Annotated in this window: 25 protein-coding genes and 1 pseudogene; 9 read left to right on the top strand and 17 right to left on the bottom strand. The window is 44.4% G+C overall.

All coding sequences use genetic code 11. The features are described from left to right. Positions 1 to 14: 14 nt before the first annotated feature. Both ctaD and coxB read right to left on the bottom strand, forming a co-directional pair. Positions 15 to 1,634, bottom strand: a complete 1,620-nt coding sequence (gene ctaD / locus DNHGIG_RS11730) for a cytochrome c oxidase subunit I (RefSeq protein ID WP_282199749.1) — start codon at positions 1,632 to 1,634, stop codon at positions 15 to 17. Positions 1,635 to 1,668: 34 nt separating this feature from the next. Further along, complete coding sequence (gene coxB, locus DNHGIG_RS11725) at positions 1,669 to 2,592, bottom strand: cytochrome c oxidase subunit II (protein ID WP_282199748.1); 924 nt, start codon at positions 2,590 to 2,592, stop codon at positions 1,669 to 1,671. A gap of 1,134 nt (positions 2,593 to 3,726) precedes the next feature. Here coxB and DNHGIG_RS11720 point away from each other — a divergent pair. Genes DNHGIG_RS11720 through DNHGIG_RS21045 form a run of 3 tightly spaced genes read left to right on the top strand, consistent with a single transcriptional unit; the run spans position 3,727 to position 4,403 of the window. After that, entirely contained in the window at positions 3,727 to 3,963 is a 237-nt protein-coding gene (locus DNHGIG_RS11720; RefSeq protein WP_282199747.1) for a hypothetical protein, read from the top strand. Next, positions 3,947 to 4,213, top strand: a complete 267-nt coding sequence (locus tag DNHGIG_RS11715; RefSeq protein ID WP_282199746.1) for a type II toxin-antitoxin system RelE family toxin — start codon at positions 3,947 to 3,949, stop codon at positions 4,211 to 4,213. Before DNHGIG_RS11720 ends, DNHGIG_RS11715 begins: the two co-directional genes overlap by 17 nt. Next, positions 4,191 to 4,403 carry an AbrB/MazE/SpoVT family DNA-binding domain-containing protein gene (locus DNHGIG_RS21045; RefSeq protein WP_369414708.1) on the top strand — a complete coding sequence of 71 codons (213 nt, stop codon included), beginning with the start codon at positions 4,191 to 4,193 and terminating at the stop codon, positions 4,401 to 4,403. Before DNHGIG_RS11715 ends, DNHGIG_RS21045 begins: the two co-directional genes overlap by 23 nt. A gap of 120 nt (positions 4,404 to 4,523) precedes the next feature. On the opposite strand, the pseudogene DNHGIG_RS11710 reads toward DNHGIG_RS21045, so the two are convergent. The 7 genes and pseudogenes from DNHGIG_RS11710 to DNHGIG_RS11680 all read right to left on the bottom strand — a co-directional run. Further along, positions 4,524 to 4,694, bottom strand: a pseudogene (locus DNHGIG_RS11710) (type I restriction enzyme endonuclease domain-containing protein); the annotation flags it as partial. A 127-nt stretch (positions 4,695 to 4,821) separates the two neighbouring features. Then, positions 4,822 to 6,837, bottom strand: a complete 2,016-nt coding sequence (gene tkt, locus DNHGIG_RS11705) for a transketolase (protein ID WP_282199745.1) — start codon at positions 6,835 to 6,837, stop codon at positions 4,822 to 4,824. Between the two features lie 102 nt (positions 6,838 to 6,939). Continuing rightward, positions 6,940 to 7,713, bottom strand: a complete 774-nt coding sequence (locus DNHGIG_RS11700; protein ID WP_282199744.1) for a dioxygenase family protein — start codon at positions 7,711 to 7,713, stop codon at positions 6,940 to 6,942. A gap of 495 nt (positions 7,714 to 8,208) precedes the next feature. After that, complete coding sequence (locus DNHGIG_RS11695; RefSeq protein WP_282199743.1) at positions 8,209 to 9,546, bottom strand: dihydrolipoamide acetyltransferase family protein; 1,338 nt, start codon at positions 9,544 to 9,546, stop codon at positions 8,209 to 8,211. A 15-nt stretch (positions 9,547 to 9,561) separates the two neighbouring features. After that, complete coding sequence (locus DNHGIG_RS11690) at positions 9,562 to 10,545, bottom strand: alpha-ketoacid dehydrogenase subunit beta (RefSeq protein ID WP_282199742.1); 984 nt, start codon at positions 10,543 to 10,545, stop codon at positions 9,562 to 9,564. Continuing rightward, the gene (gene pdhA, locus DNHGIG_RS11685; protein WP_282201410.1) at positions 10,542 to 11,645 is read right to left on the bottom strand and encodes a pyruvate dehydrogenase (acetyl-transferring) E1 component subunit alpha; all 1,104 of its coding nucleotides are present in this window, start codon (positions 11,643 to 11,645) and stop codon (positions 10,542 to 10,544) included. The genes DNHGIG_RS11690 and pdhA overlap by 4 nt, the downstream gene beginning before the upstream one ends. Positions 11,646 to 12,088: 443 nt before the next feature. Further along, positions 12,089 to 13,360 carry a cation:dicarboxylate symporter family transporter gene (locus DNHGIG_RS11680; protein WP_282199741.1) on the bottom strand — a complete coding sequence of 424 codons (1,272 nt, stop codon included), beginning with the start codon at positions 13,358 to 13,360 and terminating at the stop codon, positions 12,089 to 12,091. A gap of 491 nt (positions 13,361 to 13,851) precedes the next feature. On the opposite strand from DNHGIG_RS11680, the gene DNHGIG_RS11675 reads away from it, so the two are divergent. Next, positions 13,852 to 14,913 carry a gluzincin family metallopeptidase gene (locus DNHGIG_RS11675; protein ID WP_282199740.1) on the top strand — a complete coding sequence of 354 codons (1,062 nt, stop codon included), beginning with the start codon at positions 13,852 to 13,854 and terminating at the stop codon, positions 14,911 to 14,913. A gap of 202 nt (positions 14,914 to 15,115) precedes the next feature. Here the strand turns inward: DNHGIG_RS11675 and DNHGIG_RS11670 are convergent, their stop codons facing one another. From DNHGIG_RS11670 to DNHGIG_RS11650, 5 genes are all read right to left on the bottom strand, one after another. Continuing rightward, on the bottom strand, positions 15,116 to 16,915 hold the full coding sequence (locus tag DNHGIG_RS11670; protein ID WP_282199739.1) for a B12-binding domain-containing radical SAM protein: 1,800 nt from the start codon (positions 16,913 to 16,915) through the stop codon (positions 15,116 to 15,118). A gap of 105 nt (positions 16,916 to 17,020) precedes the next feature. After that, the gene (locus tag DNHGIG_RS11665; protein ID WP_282199738.1) at positions 17,021 to 17,821 is read right to left on the bottom strand and encodes a GNAT family N-acetyltransferase; all 801 of its coding nucleotides are present in this window, start codon (positions 17,819 to 17,821) and stop codon (positions 17,021 to 17,023) included. A 133-nt stretch (positions 17,822 to 17,954) separates the two neighbouring features. Further along, complete coding sequence (locus DNHGIG_RS21040; protein WP_369414707.1) at positions 17,955 to 18,758, bottom strand: HipA family kinase; 804 nt, start codon at positions 18,756 to 18,758, stop codon at positions 17,955 to 17,957. A 274-nt stretch (positions 18,759 to 19,032) separates the two neighbouring features. Beyond that, positions 19,033 to 19,305: a hypothetical protein gene (locus DNHGIG_RS11655; protein WP_282199736.1), complete on the bottom strand. Its 273-nt coding sequence runs from the start codon at positions 19,303 to 19,305 to the stop codon at positions 19,033 to 19,035. Between the two features lie 164 nt (positions 19,306 to 19,469). Continuing rightward, on the bottom strand, positions 19,470 to 20,627 hold the full coding sequence (locus DNHGIG_RS11650; RefSeq protein WP_282199735.1) for a hypothetical protein: 1,158 nt from the start codon (positions 20,625 to 20,627) through the stop codon (positions 19,470 to 19,472). A 288-nt stretch (positions 20,628 to 20,915) separates the two neighbouring features. On the opposite strand from DNHGIG_RS11650, the gene DNHGIG_RS11645 reads away from it, so the two are divergent. Both DNHGIG_RS11645 and DNHGIG_RS11640 read left to right on the top strand, forming a co-directional pair. Then, the gene (locus tag DNHGIG_RS11645) at positions 20,916 to 21,044 is read left to right on the top strand and encodes a hypothetical protein (RefSeq protein ID WP_282199734.1); all 129 of its coding nucleotides are present in this window, start codon (positions 20,916 to 20,918) and stop codon (positions 21,042 to 21,044) included. A 110-nt stretch (positions 21,045 to 21,154) separates the two neighbouring features. Next, on the top strand, positions 21,155 to 21,577 hold the full coding sequence (locus DNHGIG_RS11640; protein WP_282199733.1) for a YmaF family protein: 423 nt from the start codon (positions 21,155 to 21,157) through the stop codon (positions 21,575 to 21,577). A 350-nt stretch (positions 21,578 to 21,927) separates the two neighbouring features. On the opposite strand, the gene DNHGIG_RS11635 is transcribed toward DNHGIG_RS11640, so the two are convergent. The 3 genes from DNHGIG_RS11635 to DNHGIG_RS11625 all read right to left on the bottom strand — a co-directional run bounded on the left by DNHGIG_RS11635 (position 21,928) and on the right by DNHGIG_RS11625 (position 24,695). Then, positions 21,928 to 22,998: a sulfite oxidase gene (locus DNHGIG_RS11635; RefSeq protein ID WP_282199732.1), complete on the bottom strand. Its 1,071-nt coding sequence runs from the start codon at positions 22,996 to 22,998 to the stop codon at positions 21,928 to 21,930. Between the two features lie 98 nt (positions 22,999 to 23,096). Next, entirely contained in the window at positions 23,097 to 23,636 is a 540-nt protein-coding gene (locus DNHGIG_RS11630; protein WP_282199731.1) for an isoprenylcysteine carboxyl methyltransferase family protein, read from the bottom strand. 3 nt (positions 23,637 to 23,639) lie between these two features. Next, complete coding sequence (locus DNHGIG_RS11625) at positions 23,640 to 24,695, bottom strand: type III polyketide synthase (protein WP_439647736.1); 1,056 nt, start codon at positions 24,693 to 24,695, stop codon at positions 23,640 to 23,642. 394 nt (positions 24,696 to 25,089) lie between these two features. Between DNHGIG_RS11625 and DNHGIG_RS11620 the strand changes: the two genes are divergently transcribed. From DNHGIG_RS11620 to DNHGIG_RS11610, 3 genes are all read left to right on the top strand, one after another. Next, positions 25,090 to 25,383: a hypothetical protein gene (locus DNHGIG_RS11620; protein WP_282199729.1), complete on the top strand. Its 294-nt coding sequence runs from the start codon at positions 25,090 to 25,092 to the stop codon at positions 25,381 to 25,383. Continuing rightward, positions 25,367 to 26,035 (top strand): glutamate synthase-related protein, encoded by a 669-nt coding sequence (locus tag DNHGIG_RS11615; RefSeq protein WP_282199728.1) that lies wholly within the window; start codon positions 25,367 to 25,369, stop codon positions 26,033 to 26,035. The genes DNHGIG_RS11620 and DNHGIG_RS11615 overlap by 17 nt, the downstream gene beginning before the upstream one ends. Positions 26,036 to 26,274: 239 nt before the next feature. After that, on the top strand, positions 26,275 to 26,787 hold the full coding sequence (locus DNHGIG_RS11610) for a glutamate synthase-related protein (RefSeq protein WP_282201409.1): 513 nt from the start codon (positions 26,275 to 26,277) through the stop codon (positions 26,785 to 26,787). Positions 26,788 to 26,849: the final 62 nt, after the last annotated feature.

Raw genomic sequence — 26,849 nt, 5'->3', positions numbered from 1 at the left:
TCCCTCATTAGCGGTTACTGGATCGAATGCTGCTCCTTCTTTACCCATTCCGATACTCCGAATTCATACGGGCTGGCGGTGACCACAGGAATGGTATCAAAATTATGTGCAGGAGGCGGTGAAGAAATCGTCCACTCCAATGTCTGCGCATCGCCCCACGGATTCGCCCCCGCCTCTTCTCCGCGCAACGCCGAGTGCACAAAATTGTAGATCATCATCAGGACAGCAACCGCCAGCATGTACGCCCCTAAGGTTGCAATCTGATTGAACAGGGTATAGTGCGGGTCGTACGTGTATACGCGCCGTGGCATGCCGGCCAGCCCTAAGAAATGCATCGGCATGAATGTCAGGTTGGTACCGATGAAGTACAGCCAGAAGATCCATTTTCCTAATGTTTCGTTATATTTCTTGCCAAAGACTTTTGGAAACCAATAATAGATCCCTCCGAGAACCCCCATCATGCTTCCGCCGAATAGAACATAATGGAAATGAGCGACCACAAAATACGTATCATGCACGTGCATATCGACAGGTACGGCTGCCGCATAGACCCCGCTTAATCCACCAATGGTAAATAGTCCCAAAAATCCAATCGTGACGAATAACATGGGGGTCGTATAGACGTTCGCTCCTCGCCACATTGTAGCCAGCCAGTTAAAAATCTTGATGGCGGAGGGTACAGCGATCACCATGGAAGAGATTTCGAAAGGAGTCCCTGCATCCACCTTCATTCCCGCGACAAACATGTGGTGTGCCCAGACGAAAAATCCCAAGAAGCCGATCGCAACACTCGCATAAGCGACCGCTCGATATCCAAAAATCGGTTTTCTCGCAAAAACAGGTATAATTTCAGAAACAATCCCCATCGCAGGCAGGATCATCACATAGACGGCCGGATGGGAGTAAAACCAGAAAAGATGTTCGTACAGCATGGGATCACCGCCTGCCGACGGGACAGAGAAGACCGTACCCCAATGCCGATCGGCTAACAATGTTGTAATCGCTCCTGCAAGTGCAGGTATACCGAACAATTGAATGAATGAGGTAACGAGGGATGACCAGACGAAGAGCGGAAGTCTGTTCCATGTCATTCCAGGAGCCCTCATGGTACATATGGTAACGATAAAGTTAATGGCACCGAGAATGGACGAAATTCCCAAAATATGAAGACTTGATATCCAGAGGTCGATTCCCGCACCGGGGGAGCGTACACTGTAAGGCGGATACGCCGTCCATCCCGCGTCGGGGATCGCTCCAAATATGGGACTGATGATCAATATGAGTCCCCCTAACAAAAAAAGCCAATAACTGAGAGCGTTCATGCGGGGAAATGCCATATCCCGCGCACCGATCATCAGAGGGATCAAATAGTTGCCAAAGAACCCTGTGAGCATAGGAATCATAAACAGGAAAATCATGATCGTTCCATGTAATGTAAACGTTTGATTAAACGTATCGGCACTCACCACGTCCGGACCCGGCGTTAAAAGTTTGGTGCGAATAATTAAAGCGGCGAGCCCTCCAAGCAAAAAGAAGAATAGCGCTGTCACTCCGTACATGATACCGATCTTTTTGTGATCGACAGTAAATACCCATTCGCGAATAACCGAGCGCCGGGACATTGATGTATTCATACTCTCACTCCTTCCTCTCGTCCCAATCTGACTGTTAGTTGAGAGACTTTAAGTAGTCGAGAATCGCCTTCACCTGTTGATCATTCAGTTGGGCGGGCGTCATGATATTGGAATATCCTTGAACGACTTTTGCTCCCGGTTGTACGATCGATTCTTTCAAGTACGCTTCATCTGCTGTCACCGTACTTCCGTCCTGTAAAGTCACCTTCGAACCAAATAAACCTTTCCACGTGGGCCCGACCGATTGGCTGCCGTCCGTCGAATGACAGGAAAGACAACCGAGTGTCTGCACCAATTGCTGACCATTCACTCCTTGAGATTCTGCTTTTTTCTTTTGTTCATTCATCCACGCATCGAACTCGGAATCGTTCATGGTGATCACTTTGGCGAGCATTTGTGAATGGTTCGTACCGCAATACTCCGCGCACTTTACCTCGTACGTTCCCGGTTTATCGATACGTGCCCATATTTGCGTTTCCCTTCCTGGGACTGCATCCTGCTTGATACGCCACTCCGGAAGCCAGAAGCTGTGAATCACATCGCTGGATGTGATGCGGAACAATAGATCTTTTCCTACCGGAAGACGCAGTTCATTATATGTGGTCACCCCATTCGGATACCGGAATTCCCATGACCACATACGCCCTGTTACTTGTATTTCCATTGAGTCTTTAGGCGGAGTTTGAATCTTGTTTACTAGAGGAAAACTGATCACGGCAATGACGACCAGAATCAGTGCGGGAATCGCCGTCCAAATAATCTCCAATCGATGGTTTCCATGGATGGCGGGACCCTCTTGTTTTGGATGTTTTCTGCGATACCGAATGACAAAAGTGACGAGTAAAATCTCTACTAAAAGAAAAATAACGACCGCGACCCATGTGATAATATAAAAAAGGGAATCCACGCTTTTCGCCAGATCCGTGATCGGTTGCGGCAACCAGAAGCTGCTTCCCACACCTTCCCCCTCCTAACGAGAAGTGATTGCGTCAAATCCGTAAGTAAGATATGTTCTGTTTTTTTCACATTCAGGTTTTTTCGTCCATTTTCCAGTACCGCCATGACCAGTTATAGTCCGTTACTTGAGCGTCAAACCTAACCCCTGTTTTACAAGCCATAATTCCCCTCCTCACTCATGAGTACCGCTCTCCCTCAAGTAATCTTTCCCTGATTGCTCCTCGTTACATAAATATTGTGTTTCTCATATTTCAGAACAGCCCTATTGAGAGTGCCTCGTTATACGAAAGAATCTATCTTGAGAACTAGTGCTTGGGTGGGTGTATCGCTTTGCGCTTGGGTTCGATGTAGCTTCGAAAAGGAAATAAAAAACACCGGGATCCTCCATGCCTTCAGGCAAGAAGGATTCCGGTGTTATCAGTAAGTGTCCATACACATAAGATATTATCGTTTAACTTTCGTTTCGTTTGATCGACACCTTGATACGCATCGAAAAAAGAATGTATATTCAACTAGTCTCTTACAACGATCTCTATATTCACCAATTTTTCTCTATAAAAATTCCTAATGTTTATATGTATAATAGAGATATCCCTTGTTTCTTCTTCTCGTGAAAACGAGGAGATAGAATCCCATTGTACCCCCTTTTTCAGGGGGCTTTTTTTATCTCACAATCTCTTATTTCTTTTTCGATGCGTATCGAGAATCAAAACTTTCATTTACCACTATGTTTCCGTACACGAATAATTTACCCTTGTACATTTCCCTCTCTTATTCTATAGCATAACTTTCAGACTCACAAGATGTCTTTCGCGGTTGTCGAAGTTTGTTAATAATCGACAATATCCTTGATCGGACTGGGGCTATGGAGAATTTTATGTCGAAAAGCGTCGGAAATTATTTTTATGGAAAAATGTGTATTCTACTGAAAGTCAAATGATTCAGGTGAGTTATTCAACTTTCGCAGCTAAGTTTTGCGAATAAACCCTTGATATGTTATGTTTTTCTGAGAAAGGTAATGTCTTATACACAAAACGATAGAAAAAACACCTACGGGTTATTTTTGTCCGTATGACAGTGGTTGGGTATTCTCAGCTTATCCAATACCTTATCGGATATATGAGGAGGCATAAAAATGGCACTTCCCAAGGACCAATTTGATCACCTTTTTAATCAGCTTCCTGAGCAGGACAAAAAAAGTTTACTTGATTACATGGAATACCTGGTTGCACGTGCAGCTAAAAAAGCATGGGATGATATTCCAGAGGTGGATGAGCCTTTAACCGATGAAGAGAAAGCAAAGTTGGCTCGTGCAAAAGAAGATGACGAATCCATATCTTTGGAGGATTTAAAAAGTGAGCTTAATCTATAATCTCATCTTAAAGCCACCAGCCATTAAGTTTATCAAGAAGCAGGACAAGAAATTGCAAATGCGCATTTTGGAATCACTGGAAGGGCTAAAAAATGTTCCACCCCAAGGTGATATAAAAAAGCTCAAGGGTGAACAAGGGTTGTTCCGGCTTCGTATTGGAACCTTTCGGGTATTATTTTTTGTCGATCATGACCGACAGTTGATCATTGTGGAAACGATCGGCAATCGTGGGGATATTTATATTCGATAATTTAGGAAGAGTTGTTTTACCGAAAAAACTTCATGATACATTCAAGATCGATGTCGGTGATTCGCTTGAGATATTTGTTACTAACAATCAAGAGATAGTGTTCAGAAAGTACGAAGCTGTATGCCATATCTGCGGAACGGTAGAAGAATTCATTATGGTAAAGGGCAAACAAGAGTATGACATTGTATAGAATAAATTGTATGATAATTGGAAATTAAAGCAAAAATAATAGAAGTCCGTGAAAAACAGCTAATTAGCAAAAGGCGTAATACACAGACTTTCCCCATCCTGTCACTACGCCAGATACTGATCAATATGTAAACTCTTCAACCTCATTTTGATACATCAATTCAGCCTGTTTCAACACCGTTTCAATTGCCATCTTTTCCAGATCCGGCGGGTAGCCGTACTTCTTGAGCAGTCGTTTTACGGTGATACGCATCTGCGCTCGGACACTCTCGCGGAGGTTCCAGTCGATCGTTCATACCAATAAAGCTGATTTTATTTGTTTAAAAACACCAGTAATAAAAGGGACTCATCAAGTCGCATGGTATCGACCTTTTGAGTCCCCTTTATAATATCAACGGTATTCCGTTATACAGACGATCTCACTTACCCAAAACATTTTCCACTGCCGTGACTACGTGTTCCGGAGTGAAGCCGAACTCTTTGATCAAGCGGTCTCCCGGGGCGGAGGCGCCATAATGAGCGATGCCGATGACCGTCCCTTGTTCGCCCACGTAACGTTCCCAGCCGAGAGGATTCGCCATCTCGATTGCCACCCGCGCTTTGACATGCGGTAACAAGACAGAATCCTTGTACTCCTGCGGTTGTTTCTCGAACAATTCCCAACTTGGCATGCTGACCACGCGCACGGGAATCCCTTTTTCTGCGAGTTGTTTCTGCGCTTCCATCGCCAAGCTCACTTCTGATCCGGTCGCAATCAGGATCGCTTCCGGACTTCCTTCCGCAGGATCAGACAGAACATACGCGCCGAGCGGAAGAGAATCGCGGCTCTTCTCAGCCGTTCCCGGAAGGATCGGCAATCCCTGTCGAGACAGCACAAGCGCGTAAGGACCTTCCTGGTGACTGATGACATATCGCCAAGCGGCAATCGTCTCGTTGGCATCCGCCGGTCGAATGACAGTCATGCCCGGAATCGCGCGCGTAGAAGGGAGATGTTCAATCGGCTCATGGGTAGGACCGTCTTCCCCGACGACGAAGCTATCATGTGTGAACACATAAATCACCGGTTGTTTCATCAAGGCCGCAAGTCTCATAGTTGGGCGCAAATAATCGGAGAAAACAAAGAACGTACCTCCATATACGCGCAGTCCGCCGTGCAAGGACATGCCGTTCATCGCAGCACCCATCGCATGCTCGCGAACGCCAAACCAGAGATTTCGCCCGCTGTAATCTTCCGCATGGAACACGGGGATCCCTTTCATCGTCGTATTATTGGAAGATGCGAGATCGGCCGAGCCGCCGATAAGGAACGGAACTCTTTTGGCCAGTGCGTTGATCGCGGCTCCCGATGCTTGACGGGTAGCCATTTTCGCACTTCCCGCTTCGTAAACAGGTAAGTCGGCGTCCCACCCCTGCGGCAATTCTCCCTTCAGGGCAAGCTCTAACTGTTGAGCCAAATCCGGGTGAGCAGACCTATAGTTCGCCATCATCTCTTGCCAACGAGCTTCTTCCTGTTCGGCATGTTTCTTCCACGAGGCAAAATGTTCACGCACCTCATCAGGGATGAAGAAAGGTTCCTCATAGGGCCATTGATACGCTTCCTTGGCCAGCTTGACTTCATCTCCCCCCAAAGGAGAACCGTGGGCGGCCGACTTGCCCGCTTTGTTCGGACTGCCGTAACCGATCGTCGTTTTGATTTCGATGAGGGTCGGACGGACTTGATCTGCACGCGCCTCCTCAAGTGCGCGTCCGATCTCCTCGATATCGTTGCCGTCTTCTACGCGCAACACTTGCCACCCGTAGGCCTCATAACGTTTGGCGACATCTTCCGTAAACGTGTAAGAAGTTTCCCCATCCAATGAAATGTCATTGGAATCGTAGAGAACGATCAGCTTTCCCAAACGCAGATGGCCAGCCAATGATGATGCCTCCGCCGAAACGCCTTCCATGAGGTCACCGTCACCACAGATGACATATGTATAATGATCGATCACTGGAAATCCATCACGATTATATGTTGCCGCCAAATGACGTTCTGCCATGGCCATACCTACAGCCATAGCAATGCCCTGGCCGAGAGGACCCGTCGTCGCTTCTACGCCCGGTGTATGCCCGTACTCCGGATGTCCAGGCGTACGGCTTCCCCACTGACGAAAGCTTTTGAGCTCCTCCATCGGAAGATCGTAACCGCTTAAATGCAATAAGCTATATAGAAGCGCCGAGCCGTGTCCGGCAGATAAGACAAAACGGTCACGATTGGGCCAAGATGGATTACTCGGATTATGACGCATGTACTTGGTCCATAACGTGTATGCCATCGGAGCTGCCCCCATCGGCATACCAGGGTGTCCCGAATTCGCTTGTTCCACCATGTCAATCGAGAGGGTGCGAATCGTATCTATTGCGAGTTGTTCAATCGACTTTTGCGTTTCACTCACCAGAGGAGCCTCCTTCGCTTTTATTCACCATAGCTTACTTCATTATCCCCTATTTCACGAATTTTGCGCAACTCGTTTGTAAGGATACTCGAATCTTTCAATCTATTCTCCAAATTGCCAACAACTGAGACTCAATGTTCCATACTGATAATTTTGATACAAAAGATTCGCTTTTCGTTGGTCATTGGCCGCACCCATCGCTATTAGCAGAGGGATAAAGTGCTCATTTCGCGGTACCGCATCTTTCGCGTACGGGGCCCTGTTCTCATATTGGAATAATGATTCCAAGTCCCACTCTTCTAACTGATTGGCTAGCCAACGATCAAATGCAACCGCCCATTCATTCGGGTGCGTGCCATTCCATTCCAAACGTCGCAAATTATGCACGGTGCCACCGCTGCCAATAATCAGAATATCTTTATCACGCAATGAAGCAAGCGCGCGCCCGATTTGATATTGCTCTTGAGGAGGAAGCGCCGGATTTACCGACAATGTCGTAACGGGAATATCCGCATCCGGGTACATGAGACGGAGGATCACCCACGCACCGTGGTCTAAACCGCGCTTCTCATCAATTCGTGAAGGGATGCCCTGAGCCGTCAATAATGCTTGAATCTCCTTGGTCATTTGCTTGTTTCCGGTCGCCGGATACGTGATTTGATACATTTCGTCCGGAAAACCGTAGAAATCATAAATCATGTCATACGTTTCAACGCCGCTGATCGATTGAATGGGCTCTTCCCAGTGAGCGGAAAACAGCACGATTCCTTTCGGTCTCTGTAATTCATTCGCTAAATCTCGTAAAAATTTTGTATACTCGTTGTTCTCAAGAACAAGCGTTGGTGCTCCGTGTGCAAGAAAAAATGAAGGAAGCATTGGGTCATCCCCCTATTTCGATTCTCTTTCGATCATGTTATAAACTAACTATTAATAAGTATATAACTTTTAGTTGATTCGTTCAAGACGTCAAAGCCGTGATTTTCTAAATCATCAGTGGAGTGTGTTTCTTATCAACATCTCCCTTCGTCATGAGGATATGAATGATGGAAGAGAGAAAATGCAAGTACCCTTCGCTACGTGCTGGCCATGTCAAGGAACAATCCGCCATTTTCCTAGTCTGATATACGTGTCTTACTCGCTTTCCGCTTCATTTACTAAAGATGAGACTACATGAAAGGAGGAACCTCCATGTACGGTTGCTTCGGTGCGTATACCCGTTGGGCTGTTGTATTTCTCATTATTTTCGTCCTGTTCTTCTTGCTTGTTCCTTACAGTGGCACTTACTAAAATTCCAAAAAAATTCCCCCTCACGGTCATCCAATTGAGGGGGGCATCTCATCAATGTTGATCAAGTTCTTTTCCAAAACGCTCTTAGGTCATCTCGGCTAATAATCGGTCTGGATTCTCTAATAGTTGTTTGATCCGATTGGTGAAGCGTACCGCAGTCGCGCCATCGATCAAGCGATGATCGAAAGACAGGGACATATTCATCATCCATCGGATCACACCTTCTCCATTGCGTACAACCATTCGTTGTTCCATCTTGTGTAACGCCAAAATCGCTACCTCCGGATGGTTGATGATCGGTGTTGCATGAAGCCCTCCGATTGGTCCCACATTGCTGATCGTAAATGTGCCGCCAGTGACCTGATCCCTGGAGAGTTTTCCATTCCGCGCCATAGTTGACAATTGGCTGATCTCTTCTGCTAACTGGATGATCGTCTTCCTGTCTGCATGTTTGATGACGGGGACGATCAAACCTTCATCAGTATCAGTTGCAATTCCGATATGATAGTAATGTTTCAGAATGATTTCACCCGTATCATCATCGATCGAAGCATTCAACGTTTTAAACTCCTTCAAAGCGATCACAATCGCTTTGATGAAAAAGGGTAGGAAAGTCAACTTGACCTGACGTTCTTCCGCATAATCCTTCAAACGTTCCCTTAAAGCCCAGAGAGAGTCCACTTCCAGCTCATCGACATGGGTCACATGAGGGATAATCGTTACGGATTTCACCATATGTTGGGCGATTTTCTTGCGGATCCCCCTTAACGGAATCCTCTCTTCCGCTTCTAGAGTTGATGGTATACCCGCACCGCTCAAGGAAACAGTTTCGAGTTCTACTTGTTTTCTCTCAAGCCCTTTGTCGGCAGAACCGTTTACAGATTCGTCCCCTTTAGCGAACGGGATATCCTCAACGGAGACGGAATTGTTTTTATTTTGCCGAATGGTCGTTTCACCTTGCTGCTCTTGGGCAAAGCGGTGAAGATCTTCAACTGTCACCCGTCCGATAGGGCCCGTTCCCTTCACCTGTTCTATATCAATATTCATCCTCCTCGCTAACTGACGTACATAAGGTGTGGCAATGACACGTCTGGGAAGAGGAGAGGCTTCTTGTTGCGTCACTGCCGCCTCTGGAACCGGCGATACCGTGGCTTCCACATCCGGAGCTAACGAAGCCGCCGTTTCCTCTTCGGGAAGAATCATAAGGAGAGTAGAGCCTACCTTGACTACATCCCCTTCGGCAAAGAGGATCTTTGCGACAGTTCCTGTTACTGGGGAAGTGATTTCCGTATTTACTTTATCCGTCTGAATCTCCACGATCGGCTGATCAGACTGTACCCGTTCCCCCTCTTTCACCAACCATTTGGAAATTTCGCATTCGTGCATCCCTTCAAGAACGTCCGGTAGTTTGAATTCAACCATGAAACCCTTCTCTCCTTAGAACAAAATCGTTTCGACAATTCCTTCTTTGATGCGTTGTTCAGTCGGAAGATAACTGTCTTCAATCGTGAATTGCGGAACCGGAACATCGAACCCGGTGATCCGTTTCACGGGAGCCTTCAAATACATAAGCGCTTCATCATTAATGAGAGAAATGATTTCAGCACCCACGCCCATCGTTTTATGCGCTTCATGAACCACGCAGGCTCTCCCGGTCTTTTGCACGGATTGAATGATTGTATCGCGATCCAAAGGATACAAGGAACGCAGGTCGATCACCTCACAGGACCAACCTTTCTCCTGCTCGATTTGTTTGGCCGCATTCATCGCAACGCGCAACATCGCTCCCCAGGCGAAAATAGACAGGTCGTTTCCTTCCTGTATAACTCTGGCTTTGCCGAGAGGAACCCTGTACATTTCTTCCGGAACCTCCTCCTTGAAAGCGCGGTAGGTACGGGTGGGTTCAAGGAAAATGACCGGATCGGGGTCTTCGATCGCTGAAATTAACATCCCTTTCGCGTCATAAGGGTTGCTCGGAACAACCACTTTCAGTCCCGGTGTATGCACAAAAAACGACTCGACACTCTCCGAATGAAGTTCGGGCCCTCGAATACCGGCTCCGTATGGGGTGCGAATCACAAGCGGTACATGGAACTGACCACGGGTTCTGAACCGCATCCTCGCCGCATGGGAAACGATTTGTTCAAATCCCGGATAAATGAACGCCAGAAACTGGATTTCCACCACCGGAATCATTCCATTTAAGGCAAGTCCGATGGCTGAACCCACGATTCCTGATTCCGCCAAAGGCGTATCCACCACGCGGGCCGATCCGTATTTTTCAAGCAATCCCTCGGTGGCCCTGAATACTCCTCCGTTGACTCCGATATCTTCTCCTAAGAGCATCACCCGTTGATCCTCAGCCATTTTCTGATCCAATGCTTCCTTGATTGCCTGAATAATCGTCAGTTGTCGGCTCATGCTTTAATCCCATCCTTCTTGCAGACTCGATGAAACTCTTGTTGTTGTTCGCGGATTTGCCACGGGGTATCGGCATACACGTGACGGAACATATCGTCAGGCTGGGACTTGGGATAGTTCATCGCTTCCTGGAAGGCCGCATCGATTTTCTCACTGACTTCTTTTTGTAACTGAATTTCCCGCTTCTCGTCCCAAAGATCCCTCTTTTCGAGGAACATTCGCAGTCGCAAAATCGGATCCCGTTTTGTTCGCCATTCTTGAGAAAGAGTCTCTTGGTCGCGATATTTAGTCGGATCATCAGCAGTAGTATGAGCGCCGTAACGGAACGTAACGGCCTCGATCAACGTTGGTCCTTCACCGGCGAGTCCTCGCTCGATCGCTTCCTTAACGGTCAACCAAACGGCAAAAATATCGTTGCCATCCACCCGAACGCCTTTGATATCGTAAGCGGCCGCTCTTTGCGCGATCGTCCGTGAAGCTGATTGTCTGGCAAAGGGAGTGCTGATGGCAAAACCATTATTTTGACAGAAAAAGATCACAGGCGCTTTATACACACCGGCGAAATTGAGCGCTTCATGAAAATCTCCTTCTGAACTTGCCCCGTCTCCGAAGTAAGCGATGCTTACATTCTTTTCTCCTTTTAATTTGCTGGCCCAAGCCGTACCGACAGCATGTAGCATCTGTGTGGCGATCGGGACGCAATAAGGCATGATCTTTTTCCCTTCTGGACATACGGTACCTTCCATATGGCCCATCCAGTAGAGAAACACTCTCATCAACGGTTGGCCATGCGTGATTGCGGCCGCGTGATCCCGGTACGTTGGAAACAACCAATCCCCGGGCGACAAAGCCATCGCACTTCCTACCTGACTGGCCTCTTGTCCTTCAAAGGGAGCGTATGTGCCCAATCGCCCCTGTCTTTGCAAGATCAAAGACTTACGGTCAAACGCCCGAACAAGCACCATATTTTCATACATTTTGAGCATGAGGGATTCGTCGATTCGTCCCTCGAGATCCTCCCGGACATCTCCATCACTTGTCAACACTTGATACATTTCCAACACATGATCTGCAGGCAGAATGCTTGTATGCGTTTTCATTCCAGCGACATGCTGGAAAATGTCCTTTTCGTTAATAATAATCACCACGTCCCCTTTCACAAAATTGCAACTACTGTAATTATAAATGGATTCAAAATCTCACGCAAAAACGTGCGTAAACGCGAAAATACATAAAAACATATATGTAGTAAAGCGTTAAAGCAATAAATTGATCTTGCAAGATCAAAAGATCAGTGAAGTAAACAAAAAAAAGACGCTCTTCATATCCGAAGAAACGTCAAACCAAGATGAGTAAAGTAAGATAGCCATACATGTCAGACACAAGAAAGGCACATAATGGACAAGCTTATATTACCACACTGTAAATTTTTTGTCGAGTAATATCGAAAAAAATCGACTTTCGTATAAAGGATTTTTTTAATTGAAAAAAACCCCCTGCTCTTCTCCTAGCAAGGGGGCTTTTTGAAAAGAGGCCTTACTTATTACTTGGTAACTGCAGAACTGTTCATGGAAGTTACATACGTTTTCGCTTTTTCTGTGTCATATTGACCTTCCCACTTGGACATTACGATGGCGGCCAAAGAGTTGCCGACCACGTTTACGGCTGTACGTGCCATGTCCAGAATACGGTCAATACCTGCAATGAACGCCAAACCCTCTAACGGAATTCCTACGGAACCGAGCGTCGCCAACAAGACGACGAACGAAACCCCAGGTACACCGGCAATCCCTTTTGATGTAACCATCAACACAAGTACGAGTGAAATCTGTGCACTCAGCGACATATGGATTCCATACATTTGTGCGATAAAGATTGCAGCGAGCGCTTGGTATAAAGTGGAACCATCCAAATTGAACGAATACCCGGTCGGAATGACGAATGAAGTAATCCCTCTCGGGCAACCGAATTCCTCCATTTTTTCCATAATACGCGGTAGAACCGTTTCGGAACTTGCGGTGGAATACGCGAGGATCAGTTCCTCTTTCAAAATTTTAATGATGGCAAAGATGTTTGTCCCCACCATTTTGGCAATCAGTCCCAAAACGACAACGACAAAGAAGATCATCGAACCGTATACGCAAAGCACCAATTTACCCAGAGGAATCAATGAATGGATCCCGAATTTGGAAACGGTTACACCGATCAAGGCAAAAACGCCGAAAGGTGCAAATTTCATGATCTGATTAACCATCCAGAACATGGCATCCGCGACACCATGGAAAAATTGAATGATCGGTTTTCCTTTCTCACCGATCGCGGAAATCGCAAGGCCGAACAGGACGGCAAAGAAAATGATCGCCAACATATCACCGTTTGCCAACGCTTGTACGATATTTGTAGGTACAATGTTCACAAACGTGTCAACGAAACTATGACCGACTTTATTGGTCGTTTCAACATATTTGTGGATATCGCTTTTCGAAAGTTCATGTAAATCGACACCAAGACCCGGCTTGAAAATATTAGCCGTCAATAACCCGACGATGATGGCAATCGTTGTGACAATCTCAAAGTACAGGATCGTTTTTCCACCAAGTTTCCCGAGTTTCTTTACATCGCCTACACCGGAAACGCCGATTACAAGCGTGGAGAATACGATCGGAACAACGATCATTTTAATCAAACGAATAAAGATATCGCCAATAGGCTGCAAGACTTTAGCGATCGTCGGATTCCCATAAAAAACGGCACCCACAACGATACCCAATATGAGTCCAATGAGAATTTGCCAAGCTAAGCCGACTTTCTTCATTCTACCCCTCCATCGCATTTAAAATTCAAATTATTTTTACATTTGATAAATAATAACTCACAAAAAATATGTTACAATAAAACGTATACATTGTAAATGATAGAATGAGAAACGACCAGTTGTTCGCTGAAGTACATTTCCCCCCATTTGACAAAAAAATGAGCCATCCGTTTTCTTCATACGAACGTGACGACTCTATATAATGTAGTTGAATTTTTTTGTTTCCTCAAGAGGTAAATTTACCCAACTATACGTATACTTTATGTCTTCGATCGTTCACGGTTTGGGGCCCATCTATTCTTCAAACGCGCAAAAGTCACGCACACTCGGCGGAACTTTTTTCATAACCTATTCACGACAAACTGCTACATCAGATAATATAAAATTAGTTTCTATCCTTTCATACAACTAGATGAAATCGAAGTACCTTCTACCGATCGGTATCAGAGCAAGATCATTCCATTTCATCGTAAAACAAAGGAGTGGAAAAAATGAAAGGGCTACTCTTAGCTGGTCTGATTGCAGTTTCCCACCCATTCGTTCCTGCTTCTCACGTGCAGACTTGCGAGAACGCCCAACCGTATACCTTATCGCAGCAAAATGAGGGGCTCAACGAGCTTGAACAGAAAATTTTAAATGATTTAAGCTCCCTTGAAGATCTGTTCAATGCTCCTGAAATGGATCCAAATGATCTGCAGAATCGAATGAATCAAATCTTGAATGACATGAATCGGATCAACCAAACCATTTTTGATCAAACGTCGTTCAATCACCCAGGAGTTCATCATTTGCCAAGGGTCAAATCCGGACATGCTCGAACGACATCGTCAGGCATCGAAGTTGCGGCAGGGGATCCAGGCGTTCCCTTGTCAACGGTCAATATGGCTGCCGATATCATAAAAAATCTTTCCATTCCGGTCATACAAGATTCTTTAGACAGCGTTCCGGCTAGGAATACGCACATCGTTCTCTTCTCATCTCCGCAGTCTTACGCAAATTCACTAAGAAAAAGCGGAATCTCTTCCGATGAGGTGGACAATATTGTTTCGGAAACCGGCGGTTTAACCATAGGCTCCGACGTCTGGATTCCGTTGTATAACCTTCAGGATTCATCCGATTTGGCCAATGTGTTAACACACGAATTGACACACGTGGTCCTCAATCAAAAAGGGATCGGCGAACAGATTCCTACTTGGATTAATGAAGGAATCGCGTGGCATAACGGACTCACCGCCCAGAGTCAAATGAATCCAGGGAAAGTTCAAGAAGAAAGATACGCTCTCACACAGCAAGTCAAACAAGCGGCAGAAAAAGGTCAGCTGCTCCCACTGTCTGCCGATGAAAATGATATTTTACACGCGAATTACAATGTGGAGTGGGAGGACGCACTCGCTGTTGAACATCTGATACAGAACTTCGGAAAACAAACGTTCAAGTCATTCATCAACGGGATCGCTCATAGTGGTGTTGAGCAAAGTTTCCTTGCACATTTTCATATGAAACAATCCGACTATGAGAAATCTTTTCTCCATACTCTTAATGGACATGTATGAGACACTTCTCACTCAAAACATAGGGGAAACCTACGACCGTACGAGCTAGCACATGTGGATATCCCCTTTTTCTTGCAGGCTTCTTATTTTCATGGGGTTGAAAAAATAGCATCCGAGTTCCCGCAAAGGGAGCTCGGATTTCAAAAAGTCGAATGACGTAGGACATCGTTAGCGCTCGAGGTTTGATCCAAGGGGTAACGGATTAACGCTGTGGGGATTCGATCGCCTTTACCGTTTCTCTAAACCGGGACATCGGGCAATGGTAGAAGACCGGATCCTCTTCCTGACTCTTTCCATAGTAGACGACGAGCAAATGCGGCTCACCGATCTCCCGCGGATGAACATTTTTCTTTGATACATCGATAGGGTTGAAGGGAATAACTTCCAAAAGACAGTGCTTATGCATGTCTTGTTCTGTCAATTCCAGGTTTGCAAACGCACTTCCCAACAACAAAGGAGTCGTAACAATTTCCTGAATGATGCGCTGTGTCTCCCGTTTATCGAGAGAACGATCCCACCAAATCCCGCGAGGTTTGTTTTTAAAGGCCTCGAGATAGTCAAGTTTCATCAGCCCCTGGGCAACTTCCAGGTTTTTGATGCCACGGACGGATAAAAACTCGTATAATCGCTTGAACAAATCATGCAACTGATGACCGATTCGGTTCCATCCTTTCTCTTCCCAATAGTCCCCAAATTCCTGGAAGAAATCAAAGGCAGAGGGAAACTCTTCATCGATCAGGTACTTTACCGTTCGATCGGCGCGATGCGCGTTCCAATATTTTTCCAACACATCTTCGACACGTTTGATGCGAATCACATCATCAAAAGAAAGGACGTTGTTACTCAAGATTTCATAAGGAGCCGTGTCCATATATACATAATGATACTTGTCCGCGTTCAAGCGAACTCCTGTGCCCCGCAACATTTTCAGGAATCCGAGTTGCAACTCTTCCGGTTCGAGGCCAAAGACATCATTAAACGTTTTGCGGAACGAGTTGTAATCCTCTTCCGGAAGGCCAGCGATCAAATCGAGATGCTGAGTGATCTTTCCTGTCTCTTTAATGCTTAGCACGGTATGTGTAAGCTTCTCCCAATTTTGTTTCCTCTGTACGATTGCGTTCGTCAAATCGTTCGTCGATTGCACACCAATCTCAAAACGGAAAATTCCCGGCGGCGCATTCTCCGCCAGAAACTGAACGACATCCGGTTTCAAAATATCTGCCGTAATCTCAAACTGAAAGACGGTGTTCTTATGATTTTTGATCAAAAAATCGAATACATTCAGGGCATAGCGGCGATGTATATTAAACGTGCGATCGACAAACTTGATCGTTTTGACCCCGGCGTCGATTAATCGTTTCAATTCCGACAGAGTACGTTCTAGTGGAAAGTAACGTACGCCCGTTTCAATCGAGGAAAGACAGTAGGAACAAGAAAACGGACAGCCGCGGCTGCATTCAAAATAGACGATACGATCAACGAGTGTTGGCAAATCGTCATCGTCATATGGAGACGGAATTTCTTCGAGATTCATCTTTTCACGCGGCAGATTTTGAACGATCCCTTTTTCCGGATGGCGAAAAGCGATTCCCGGAACCAATTCCAATCGCTGTTCCGCTTGAAACTCGGTCAACACGTGATGAAACGTCTTCTCCCCTTCGTTACATACGATCACATCCACCTCCGGGATCCGTTCCATCCAGTACTTCACGTCATAAGAAACCTCTGGGCCACCCAAAACGATTTTCACGTCCGGTTTGATTTTGCGCAGCATCTGAATGATAGGGATCGTTTCTTCGATGTTCCAAATATAACATGAGAATCCCACCACATCTGGATTCCGTTTATAAATATCCGCCACGACATTGATGGCGACATCCTTGATTGTATACTCACACAGATCGATATCGGGAAAATCCCTGCGTGCGTAAGCTCTCAGGTAGCGCAGTGCCAGTGAAGAGTGTATATATTTCGCGTTCAAAGTTGCGAGTACGATTTTCATTTGATTCCTCCAGCCCGTTTCATGTGTCTTTACACATATAGGAATACAACCTTTTTACTAAGTATAGTATAGATGATCGGTTTACATAAGGATAAAACGAAAATGTCACATAACCCGGTACATGTTCCATAAACCGAAGTCATGAAAGCCCAAACGTTTGTAGATCTTGCCGGCACTTGGATTATCGTAGAACAAGCAGGGAGTTCTCTTCTCATTCACTAACTCTTGGCATAATACGGTCATACAGAGAGAGGCCAGTCCTTTCCGGCGATGCTCCGGTAATGTACATACCCCTACAATCATTGCGGACATTGAATTTTCCGCCGCTGTGGATGCCGCGGAGATCATTTGACCCTTTTCATCTTCTATATAAAACGTACGGGAAACTCCTTTCTCCATTGATTTCCATAAACTATGACGGCTGCTTTTGCTTGGTATGAACGTAGCGATCTGACTTCGCAACTCGAAAATACGATCCACATCATCCAGAGTTGCCCGTTTTACTTGAGACAAAGCACCAGAGTGTGCGTCCGCCTTTGTAAGAGCTGACAACTTGGCATAATAGGCCGTACGTTTCTGTGCATGTCGCACAGAAGGAATCACTTCAAACTTTTCTGTAACATCCGCTTTTCCCTGAAGCAGTTCAAACCGGTCATCCTTCATGATGATCTCCACATAGGGGGTGACATCAAAGTCTCCGCGTGCATACGGAATATATGTATGATAATAACGAAGTAATACGGAGCGTATCTTCCTGTCTTCGTCGAGATCCGCCCAAATGTCTTGAAAATCCGAATGGTATCCGAACGATTCCAGATCACTGATGATGAAGAGGTTCATCTCCGAGTCTTTTGACAAATATTGAATTACAGCCTGATGATCGGCTTCGGTCAACTTCTTGATCATAACGAACCTCCTCTACCCATTATCCTCCAGTCCAAAAAACAGAATAAATCCGGCAAATCACAAACGGGTATACCGCTGCTCCCGTACAATCACTCCGATTTCATTTTTTCTGGAAGCACAACCCTTCTGCCTTTTACCGATATTGCCGGATGAACTTTGATACGAGATCAGGTAATAACTTTTTCTGTTTTGAAAGAAAGGCGACAAAAGCGTCTTTCTCTTCTCGAGAAACGTTCCAATCGTTCGGGAGCGAATGGATCACTTTGACTATTGCCTGATCCGATAAGGATGTGATCCTTCTGATAAATGAAGTCAGTTGCCTATCCTTCAAAAATGTCATAGCCCACTGATATACAACCGTATCGTGTACATGTCCCCGGCCATATTTCAGTTTTTCTGCGGTCCAATCATATCCTCCCGGAAAAGAAGAACCATGATCGATCATATGGATATGATAACGTCCTTTGGGAAGAGATTCAAAAAGTATATTTTTATAGTCTCTGCTAGGATTATCGATCCAATGGTCGAATACAATCATTCCTGCAAGAGCATGGGGATTTTCGATTTTCTCGAAGGAGGGAAGTGGGTATGGGAGTCCCGTACAATTTTCAATAAATAAACTGGCATATTGATTGCCAGGTTTGAATCTCTTTTTAAGCTTTTCATTGATTGACTGTATCCTATTCCTTTTTAAATACATACGCTTATAGGGAACCACTGGGAGGTAAAGTAGTCGAGCCAAATGATTCGCAATGTACTCGTTGACCAGTTCTTTGGTTCCATGTCGATCATTTTTGAACTTAATTACATATCTTAAATCGTTATTGCAAAGAAAGAGATGAGCAATACCTCCTTCCAATGTTCGAATGAATTTAACCGGATAGATGTTCTTTTTTAAGATCGTACTCTCTCCTTTCTTAACGATCTTGTATGGCACGTCTTCGTTTGACGTTGGAAAAGAAACGTTCGCTTCCCTCTTCTATAATTTATTAGAAGAAAAGCCATCTTGAAGCTGACAGAAGCATAAAAAAACCGCTCAGGACTTCATCCCGATCCGGTTGGCACTCTCAAGCCACCTGACGATGCAGGAATAAGAGACTTCCACCGGATTCGTGAGGTTCAGTCATGAAAGAAGGCGGGCTCCGAACAATCAGCCCCGCCCCCGCTTTCTTGAGTAAATACTCTCTTTTGAATGATTGCTGAAGCTATGTTCACAGTTGCTCTGTTTGTGACAGAACCGCTCTTAGGTCTTCATGGAATCTTTCAATTTCGTTACGATTTAATGGAATAGGAAACATACCGTAAGTCATCACCAAAAAGTCTTCTCCACTGTTTTTCACTTTTGTAAGTTGATCATACATCGTTCGTAATTGTTTTTCGTTCCAAACGGAATAGGCGGGGGTATTTTTTATCTTTCGAATCGTGAATTCTTTTTTATCAGGACTCATGTCTCCAGAAATAAAGTCTCCTTTATAAGATCCCATTGTCGGACTCCTTTAAATAACTATTGTAAATTTACCCAAACAGATTTAACTTCCGTATACATTTCAAGGGCATAAACCACTCCTTCTCCTGTTTTTTTCTTGACTCGTTTACTTTTTGCAGCAAAGGTTTCACATATTCCACTCGGGTGTAACGGAGAAGAGGGTTAAAACAATAAATTTAATGATTCTACATCTATTTTCCATCTATTCATTTCGTGATCTCTTGTTACAACGAACTGAAGTTTCTTTTGGAATTTTTTTTGTGATGACATGAACACCGATACATGGACAGGTATTTCAACCCGATCTGCACTTTCTTTGCTGTATTTTTCATTCTCTTCACTTGTATCTGCTTTCATTAAACGGATATTCTCAATGCCCTTCGCTTTTTCGAGGAAATCTTCCACTGCATCAGGATCGGACTGGTCGAGAGTTAGTTTTACGATATTGAGATCTTTCTCTTTTAGTGCGGTTAAAACCAAATTCACTAGCTCTCGGGGAGTCGCTTTTGTGATCACATCGTTTAATTGCCCGGAAGCCTTTCGTATCATAAGGTTATGACTAAGATCATGTTTCCGCAAACGATGGGTGGTACTTCCTTCGAAGTGAATGCAAAAATGACCGGGGAAGTTGTTTCCCTTGATAGCTCCTGCACCATGAGGCATACCGTTCATTGAAGCAGCGATTACTTTATCTTTTACTTTCACCAAAATGGCCCTACGTTTCCAACTCCACTTACCGTTATAAATCTCTTTCATTATTCGAGTATCGTCTTGGGTTACAGGTTGCACATCAGCATGATAGTTGCCCGCTCTCCTTTGAACAGTGAAATTTAAACCTGTTTCAAGGTCAATGACCTGTGCGAATCCCATTCTAGGGAATATCTCTTTGACCGAAGTCCAAGGGATAGCCTCACCGTAATGTTTTCTTTTAACCATGTGAATCGAGTGGAGAAGCTTGTTTGTGGTATCGGAAGAACATTGAAGGAGTTGATTGTCGTTTTTCAAGAATACACGAAGGGAATGATCGACTATATACTCCATTTGCTGATTTCCATTTTTTACTGTCAAATAAACTTCAGGCAGTTCTGGCTTTCGGTCAGTTTTTATGGTCTGACTTCTCACGATCGAACGGAAAAATTTACGGTCATCAATATGTAGAGTGGATGAAAACTTCGATTCCGGGGAGGATTTTACCGTTACGAGGATCCCATCCGATACCCAATCGTTCGCACGAGTTATTTTGTTTTCAAATAAGATCATCCACATGAAGCTAATACAAAGGAGAACGGTAATAAAAATTCGTGATAGTTTCCACATCATGATTCGCCCCATGTTTTCATGTTTTTTTCACACATTTCCCATCAATGATTTCTCCCTGATCATAACTTCATTTCGCATTTAATATGAGCAGAGAAAACGACATTCATTCAAAAGAACACTACGGAAAGATCAAGGGGTTTTGGGGATCACCGCACGGGCCACAAGCCCGTTTTTGTATTTTTACAATCGTAGCCTTAAGAACGTACGAATACCCATGATAAATGTACGTTTCCTAACCTTGCCCATTTTCATTAACTAATATCGAGATCAACAAAAGGAGGAAATCAAATGTACGGCACTTTCGGAGCCTATACTCGTTGGGCCGTTGTATTCCTGATCATCTTTGTTCTTTTCTTCTTGCTCGTACCTGGTTATTATGGAGCCCCTGCAGCTGCTGCCCCCACCTATGACCCCTGATGTTTACACATGAAAAAGTGAGGAGGCTGATTGTACCCGCAGTCGATGATGTGGACGGTTAAAAACCCTTACCCATGAGCGGGCTTTTTTGTTGATAAGGGGGAGTAGGGATGGAAGCCCAGCAACGCGGTGAAGAAGAACAACACATTTATGGAGTGATTTATGAGCCAGATGAATCTGGTTCAGGTGCTCATTCCCATGAAATGTACCTCATTACATGGGATGGAAGAGTACTTCATGTTCACGATTTTTCAGGCATTACCTCGTTTGATGTTGGGCATCGGCATGGTTACAAAGGGGTCACCGAACCGGCTCCAAGCGGTGTTCCGCATATCCATGCCTACGCCACTGAAACAACATTTGACGACGGGCATACGCATTTCATTCGTGGAAGGACGGGGCCTGCCATTCCACTTCCAGGCGGCGGGCATTACCATTATTTCGAGGGAATCACCACAAGAGATGGTGCGCCGGGCGTCCCTCCACATAGCCACTCTTATAGTGGAAAAACAGGAAATGAACTACCTGTTTAACGTACGATTCTGGATTTTATCGACCTGAACAAAAAGGAGCGATCACAAATGTATGGAGTATTCGGTGGCTACACTCGTTGGGCCGTCGTTTTTCTGATCATTTTCGTTTTGTTCTTCTTGCTGGTTCCTGGATATACCCGAGTATGTAAAACTGTTCCTGTGTATTAATTAAAAGACCGTAACGTTTTTTCTAAGATGAAGAAGATCCATTCATACTATGAATCAATGGCTTACTTCTTGGGATACGCCACCATTGACTTCCTGGCGTATCCTATTTTCCGATTCGTTTATGAAATGGAGGAATTTCGTGCTAATTTTTTGATTCTGTTCTTCCGCAAGAGTTTACTGGTCTATTCAATTTTAACACGTACGCTAGAAATAGCATTAAACCCATAACCCTTCCTGTTCCAGAACGCATTACTAGGTTGCATTCTTCCATATGTGTCTTTTGCTCTTGCCATGAGCACATATTCCCCTTTTTTCTCTGCGTACCACTTATAAGACCAATACGTCCATCCATACATTGAGTTCAAATCTTGGTACAATTGCGTCTTCTCCCAAGTTACCCCTTGGTCAAGGCTGACTTCTACTTCTGAAATTGTTCCCATTCCAGTCCAAGCAATTCCGAAAACCGTGTGTATACCTGTATCAAGTTGAGCAAGGTCATGAGGTTGCAGAATCGTGGAATTCACGTTGATACGTGTAACAGGGGTTTTTCCGATGTCGTTATCTTTAAACGGATAATACATATAATCAATTGCTTGAAAAGGTCCATTGAATGTATTTGCGATCAACGTTATCTTACGTAACCATTTCACGGAAGCCATTCCATACCATTGGGGTACGATAAGACGTATGGGATACCCGTGCTTGAAAGGAATGGGTTTCCCATTATATTCATAAGCGATGATGGTATCAGGATGAATCGCCTTATCAATAGGCAAACTTCTAGCAAATCGATATTCCCCATTCAAATCATTCCTATATCCGTAATCGTGTCCTTCAAAGACAACCTCTCTTACTCTATATGTAACCCCCGTATATTTAAGTAATTCCGCTAAAGACACTCCTTTCCAAACACCTTGACTCATGGCTCCCATTTCCCATTGTTCCCCAAATACTTTGGGTTCAAAAAATGCTCTTTTATTACCTGCACACTCCATTACCATTGCAATTTCCTTGGAGGGAAGGGAGAGAAGATCCTGTAAGCTAAAAACCATTGGTCTTTGAACTTCACCCTCTATTGATAACTCAAAAGCATTTTTTTGTATTTCAGGATAAGGAAAGTGATTTCTTTTATAAAAATATTCCTCGGGGATACTTGGAGTATTCATAAATTCTATAGGAGATTCTTGATTTTCAGGAACTAAGCTTCTTGTGCGTAAATAAGGCCTTATTAATAATTTTTCATTTTTATCCATAGGGATCACCAACTCATCAGTGGTTACCCTATATTTTATTTGCAGATTGAGATGTCATGTCATTTGTGTTTAAACGAATGACACCTGATTTTAACCGTTCATTCATTTATATTGCTACCGTTAAAATCGGCAACTTCCAGAGCTTTTTCTTCAACAGGAATTCGAACAAATGTTAAGAAAACAAAGTTGATCAAGGACCAGAAAACAGACGTCCAATAAGCGCCAAAAATAAGCGGTATAACAACGAATTCTGTCATAACGACTAAATAGTTAGGATGGGAATACCAACGATAAGGTCCTTTCTTCACAAGACCGCTTTCTGGAACGATATAAATTCTTGTATTCCAATATGGTCCAAGGGAATAGATACACCAGTATCGCAAAAACTGAGAAAGAATGAGAATGATACAGGGTAACATCCACCAGGTCGGAGGTTTCGCGCCGGCACCTACCTCCATAAAAAGGCTGACGAGAAAGCCTGTGTGTATGAACACGATGTATTTAAAATGACTCTTCCCAACTTCATACCCGCCTTGGGAAATGATCCACTTCCCATTTCTTCTTGCCAACCATAATTCCACAAAGCGTTGGAGGATAAGAAAGAGAAAAAGGAATAGAAAATAATGATTGATAAGCATCAGCTAGACTCCTTCCGCAAGTATAAGTTCAGAACTAAAGCCTGGGCCGAGGGCGGAGATAAGAGTCGCTTCACCTTTTTGTATCGGTTCATTTTTAAGGAAACGGTCTAAAACAAAGAGGACGGTGCAAGATGACATATTTCCGTTTTCACGGAGGATCTGTTCTGCCAAACGCAGTTTTTCAACAGGTATGGACAGTGACTTCTGATATGCCTCTAAAACCTTTTTCCCACCCGGATGTATAACATAATGATCAATCTCCTCGTTTAAACGATAGAAATTCGTGAATTCACGGATCGTCTTCGGTAGTTCCCGTTTTACCAAAGTAGGAATATCGCGTGAAAAGATGACATGAAATCCGGATGACGAAAAATCCCATCCCATGACATCATAGCTATCTTTTAAAAGTGTGCTCATCGTTCCTTTAATCTTCAACTTTCCTTTTAGGGATGCCCGATCCCCAGAGACTAAAACCGCTGCAGCACCATCGGCAAAAAGGGAAGTCGCTACCAGATTGCTTTTCGTTTTATCGTCACGTTGAAATGTTAATCCGCAAAGCTCGACAGCGACGACAATCGCAAGTTCATCGGGATGTGCCTGGACATAATCGTAAGCCCTGGAGAGACCCGCTGCTCCACCCGCACAACCTAATCCCCAGATGGGAGTCCGTTTCATGTGTGGATGGGCATCAAGTTCATTCAAAATCCTCGCATCGATACTTGGTGTCGCCAGTCCTGTGGTAGAGATAAAAAATAGATGATGAACTTCATTCAGACTGAGTTGAACCTGGTCAAGGCAATTTTTAAGTGCATCCATTCCTAACTTGACGGCATTGTCTATGTAAAGTTGATTTTTTCTTCTAAAATCGTATGTTTCCGCAAAATGTTCGATCGGCATACAAAAACGTCTCGTATCGATCTGTGTATTTTCAAAAACCCGAAGCAATCGGTCTATATCAGGAAACCTATCTGAAAACATCTCTCTGACAATCGGAAGAATGTCTTTTTGTTGATATTCGTAGGGGGCTTTTGCGATGCCAGTTGATACGATGTAAGGCACAAAAATCATCCTTCCCTTTACACATGTCAATGATACTCGTCATTGTTGCAACATCCTCATCATGGTATTCCATAACCTTCCTGAATAAAGATGAAGAAGATCTGCGATAAGGTCTACGACATTCTAAAAATGACCTCATGCCCAACGCGATCATTCTTTGATTATTTTCTCCAGTAATTGGATCATTATTCGATATTTTCTTCTCCTAACAAAGAAAAGCCGTATCTGGATATTGAGCTGCGGAGAAGTTATTGATGTCAGCCCGGTGCGTTCTTCTTTCTCGGGCCTTGTTTAGAAACCATTTCAGGGTACATCCGGATAACAGAATGGGCGGGGATAAAATTTTAAACAATGGGTAAAGTAAAAGCAAAAACATTGGGTAGGTGTAAACAAAATGGAGAATGATCAAGACCTGAAACATACACTTTCCTACATCCATTCTGAACTCAATCGTATCGAAACAATGGCGGGAACACTTTCTTCCATTGAACGTGACCACTTCAACAAACTTACAAAGTTTGACCATCGTGAGTTAGTGGATCTTGCGGTTGAAGAACAAAATGCTGCCCGTCAACTCGAAACCATGAAGCATATGTGTTTAGCGATGGCCCAAAAGATTGAAGGGATAAAAAACGCAATGGATCTTGGTAAAACCGAGGAGAGTGCTCATCGTGCTGAGGCTCATTGAAAATTTTATCCGTTCATCGATTAACGAATCTGTCGATAAAGCGATTTCGAGAGCAATCAGAGACCAATACACCGAGAACCTGTTTGAAATGATTCCTGCAACGAACAAAGTGGGCATGACGAACCTTATGGAAATTGCCATGCGAGCGAATCAAGGAACTCCTATCTCGCGTCCTCTTGGGAGCCCGATTCATATGTCTCCATGGGAGAAAATTTTGTTCAATCCTGTACATCTCTTTCGTTTTCCAACGCCTGAAAACGTCGGAATCCGTACGTCAATCACGATAGGACAACGTGCAAGAAAACCTTTGACCCTTTCTATTCCGATTATGATTGCCGCTATGTCTTTTGGCGGTGCGTTAAGCAAAAGTACCAAAATCGCTTTGGCCAAAGCGGCAACCGCAGTCGGTACAGCAACAAACTCGGGTGAAGCGGGACTCCTTAAAGAAGAAAGGGATACGGCTCATTTATTCATTGGTCAGTATAATCGGGGGGGATGGATGAACACCCCCGACAAATATAAGCGTCTGGATGCCATTGAAATTCAATTGGGTCAAGGTGCACAAGGTTCAGCGCCACAACGCACAACAGCAAAAATATCGGGGAGGACTTTCGAGAAGTTTTTGGTTTACACGAGGGCGAAGACGCCCTGATTCATTCGCGCCTGCCGGGGTTAATTCAAAGGATGACTTTATTCAATTAGTAAGGCGTCTTCGAGACGAAACAGGTGTACCCATAGGACTGAAAATAGCCGCCACGCATCATCTTGAAAAGAATTACAAATTGCTGTAGAAGCCGAAGTGGATTTCGTAACCCTTGATGGTGCGGAAGGGGAACGCATGGAGGGTCACCCACATTACAAGATGACGTTGGATTACCCACTCTTTTTGCTATCACAAGGGCAGCTGAGTTCTTCGCGCGAAAAGGCGTAATTGGTGATATCAACCTGATTGCAACCGGGGGACTCGTGACACCTGGACAAATGTTGAAGGCAATGGCATTGGGTGCAGATGGTGTCTATATTGGTACAGCCGCTATCATGGCGCTTGTCAGTGAACAAATGGTGAAAGCTGTACCGTTTGAACCGCCCACGAGCTTAGTTATATATACAGGTAAATTGACAGACCAATTAAATATTGACCAAGCGGCATTGAATGTCGTTCGATATCTGAATGCTTGTGTTCAAGAAATGGAATCCGTAGCCGTAACACTCGGTAAAACTGCATTATCAGATATTACAAAGTCTGATCTGTGTACTCTTGACCCCTTTATAGCAAAAGCGACAGGAATCCAACTCGGATACGTTGCACCTGAGAATCAAGACCGTTTCTTTGAAGAAACGAAACCTTTCTTCCACACATTCGAAGGTCAAGTCGAAAGTCAACCATATATGAACCTACATTAAAAATTTATGGATCAAAAGCCTAGTGGAATTTTTCCCCTAGGTTTTTCAGTTTCTTAGCCTTA

The organism is Collibacillus ludicampi, from assembly GCF_023705585.1.
GTDB lineage: Bacteria > Bacillota > Bacilli > Tumebacillales > BOQE01 > Collibacillus > Collibacillus ludicampi.
Note: the sequence above shows the minus strand (reverse complement) of the source record. Positions and strands in the feature narration are given on the sequence as shown.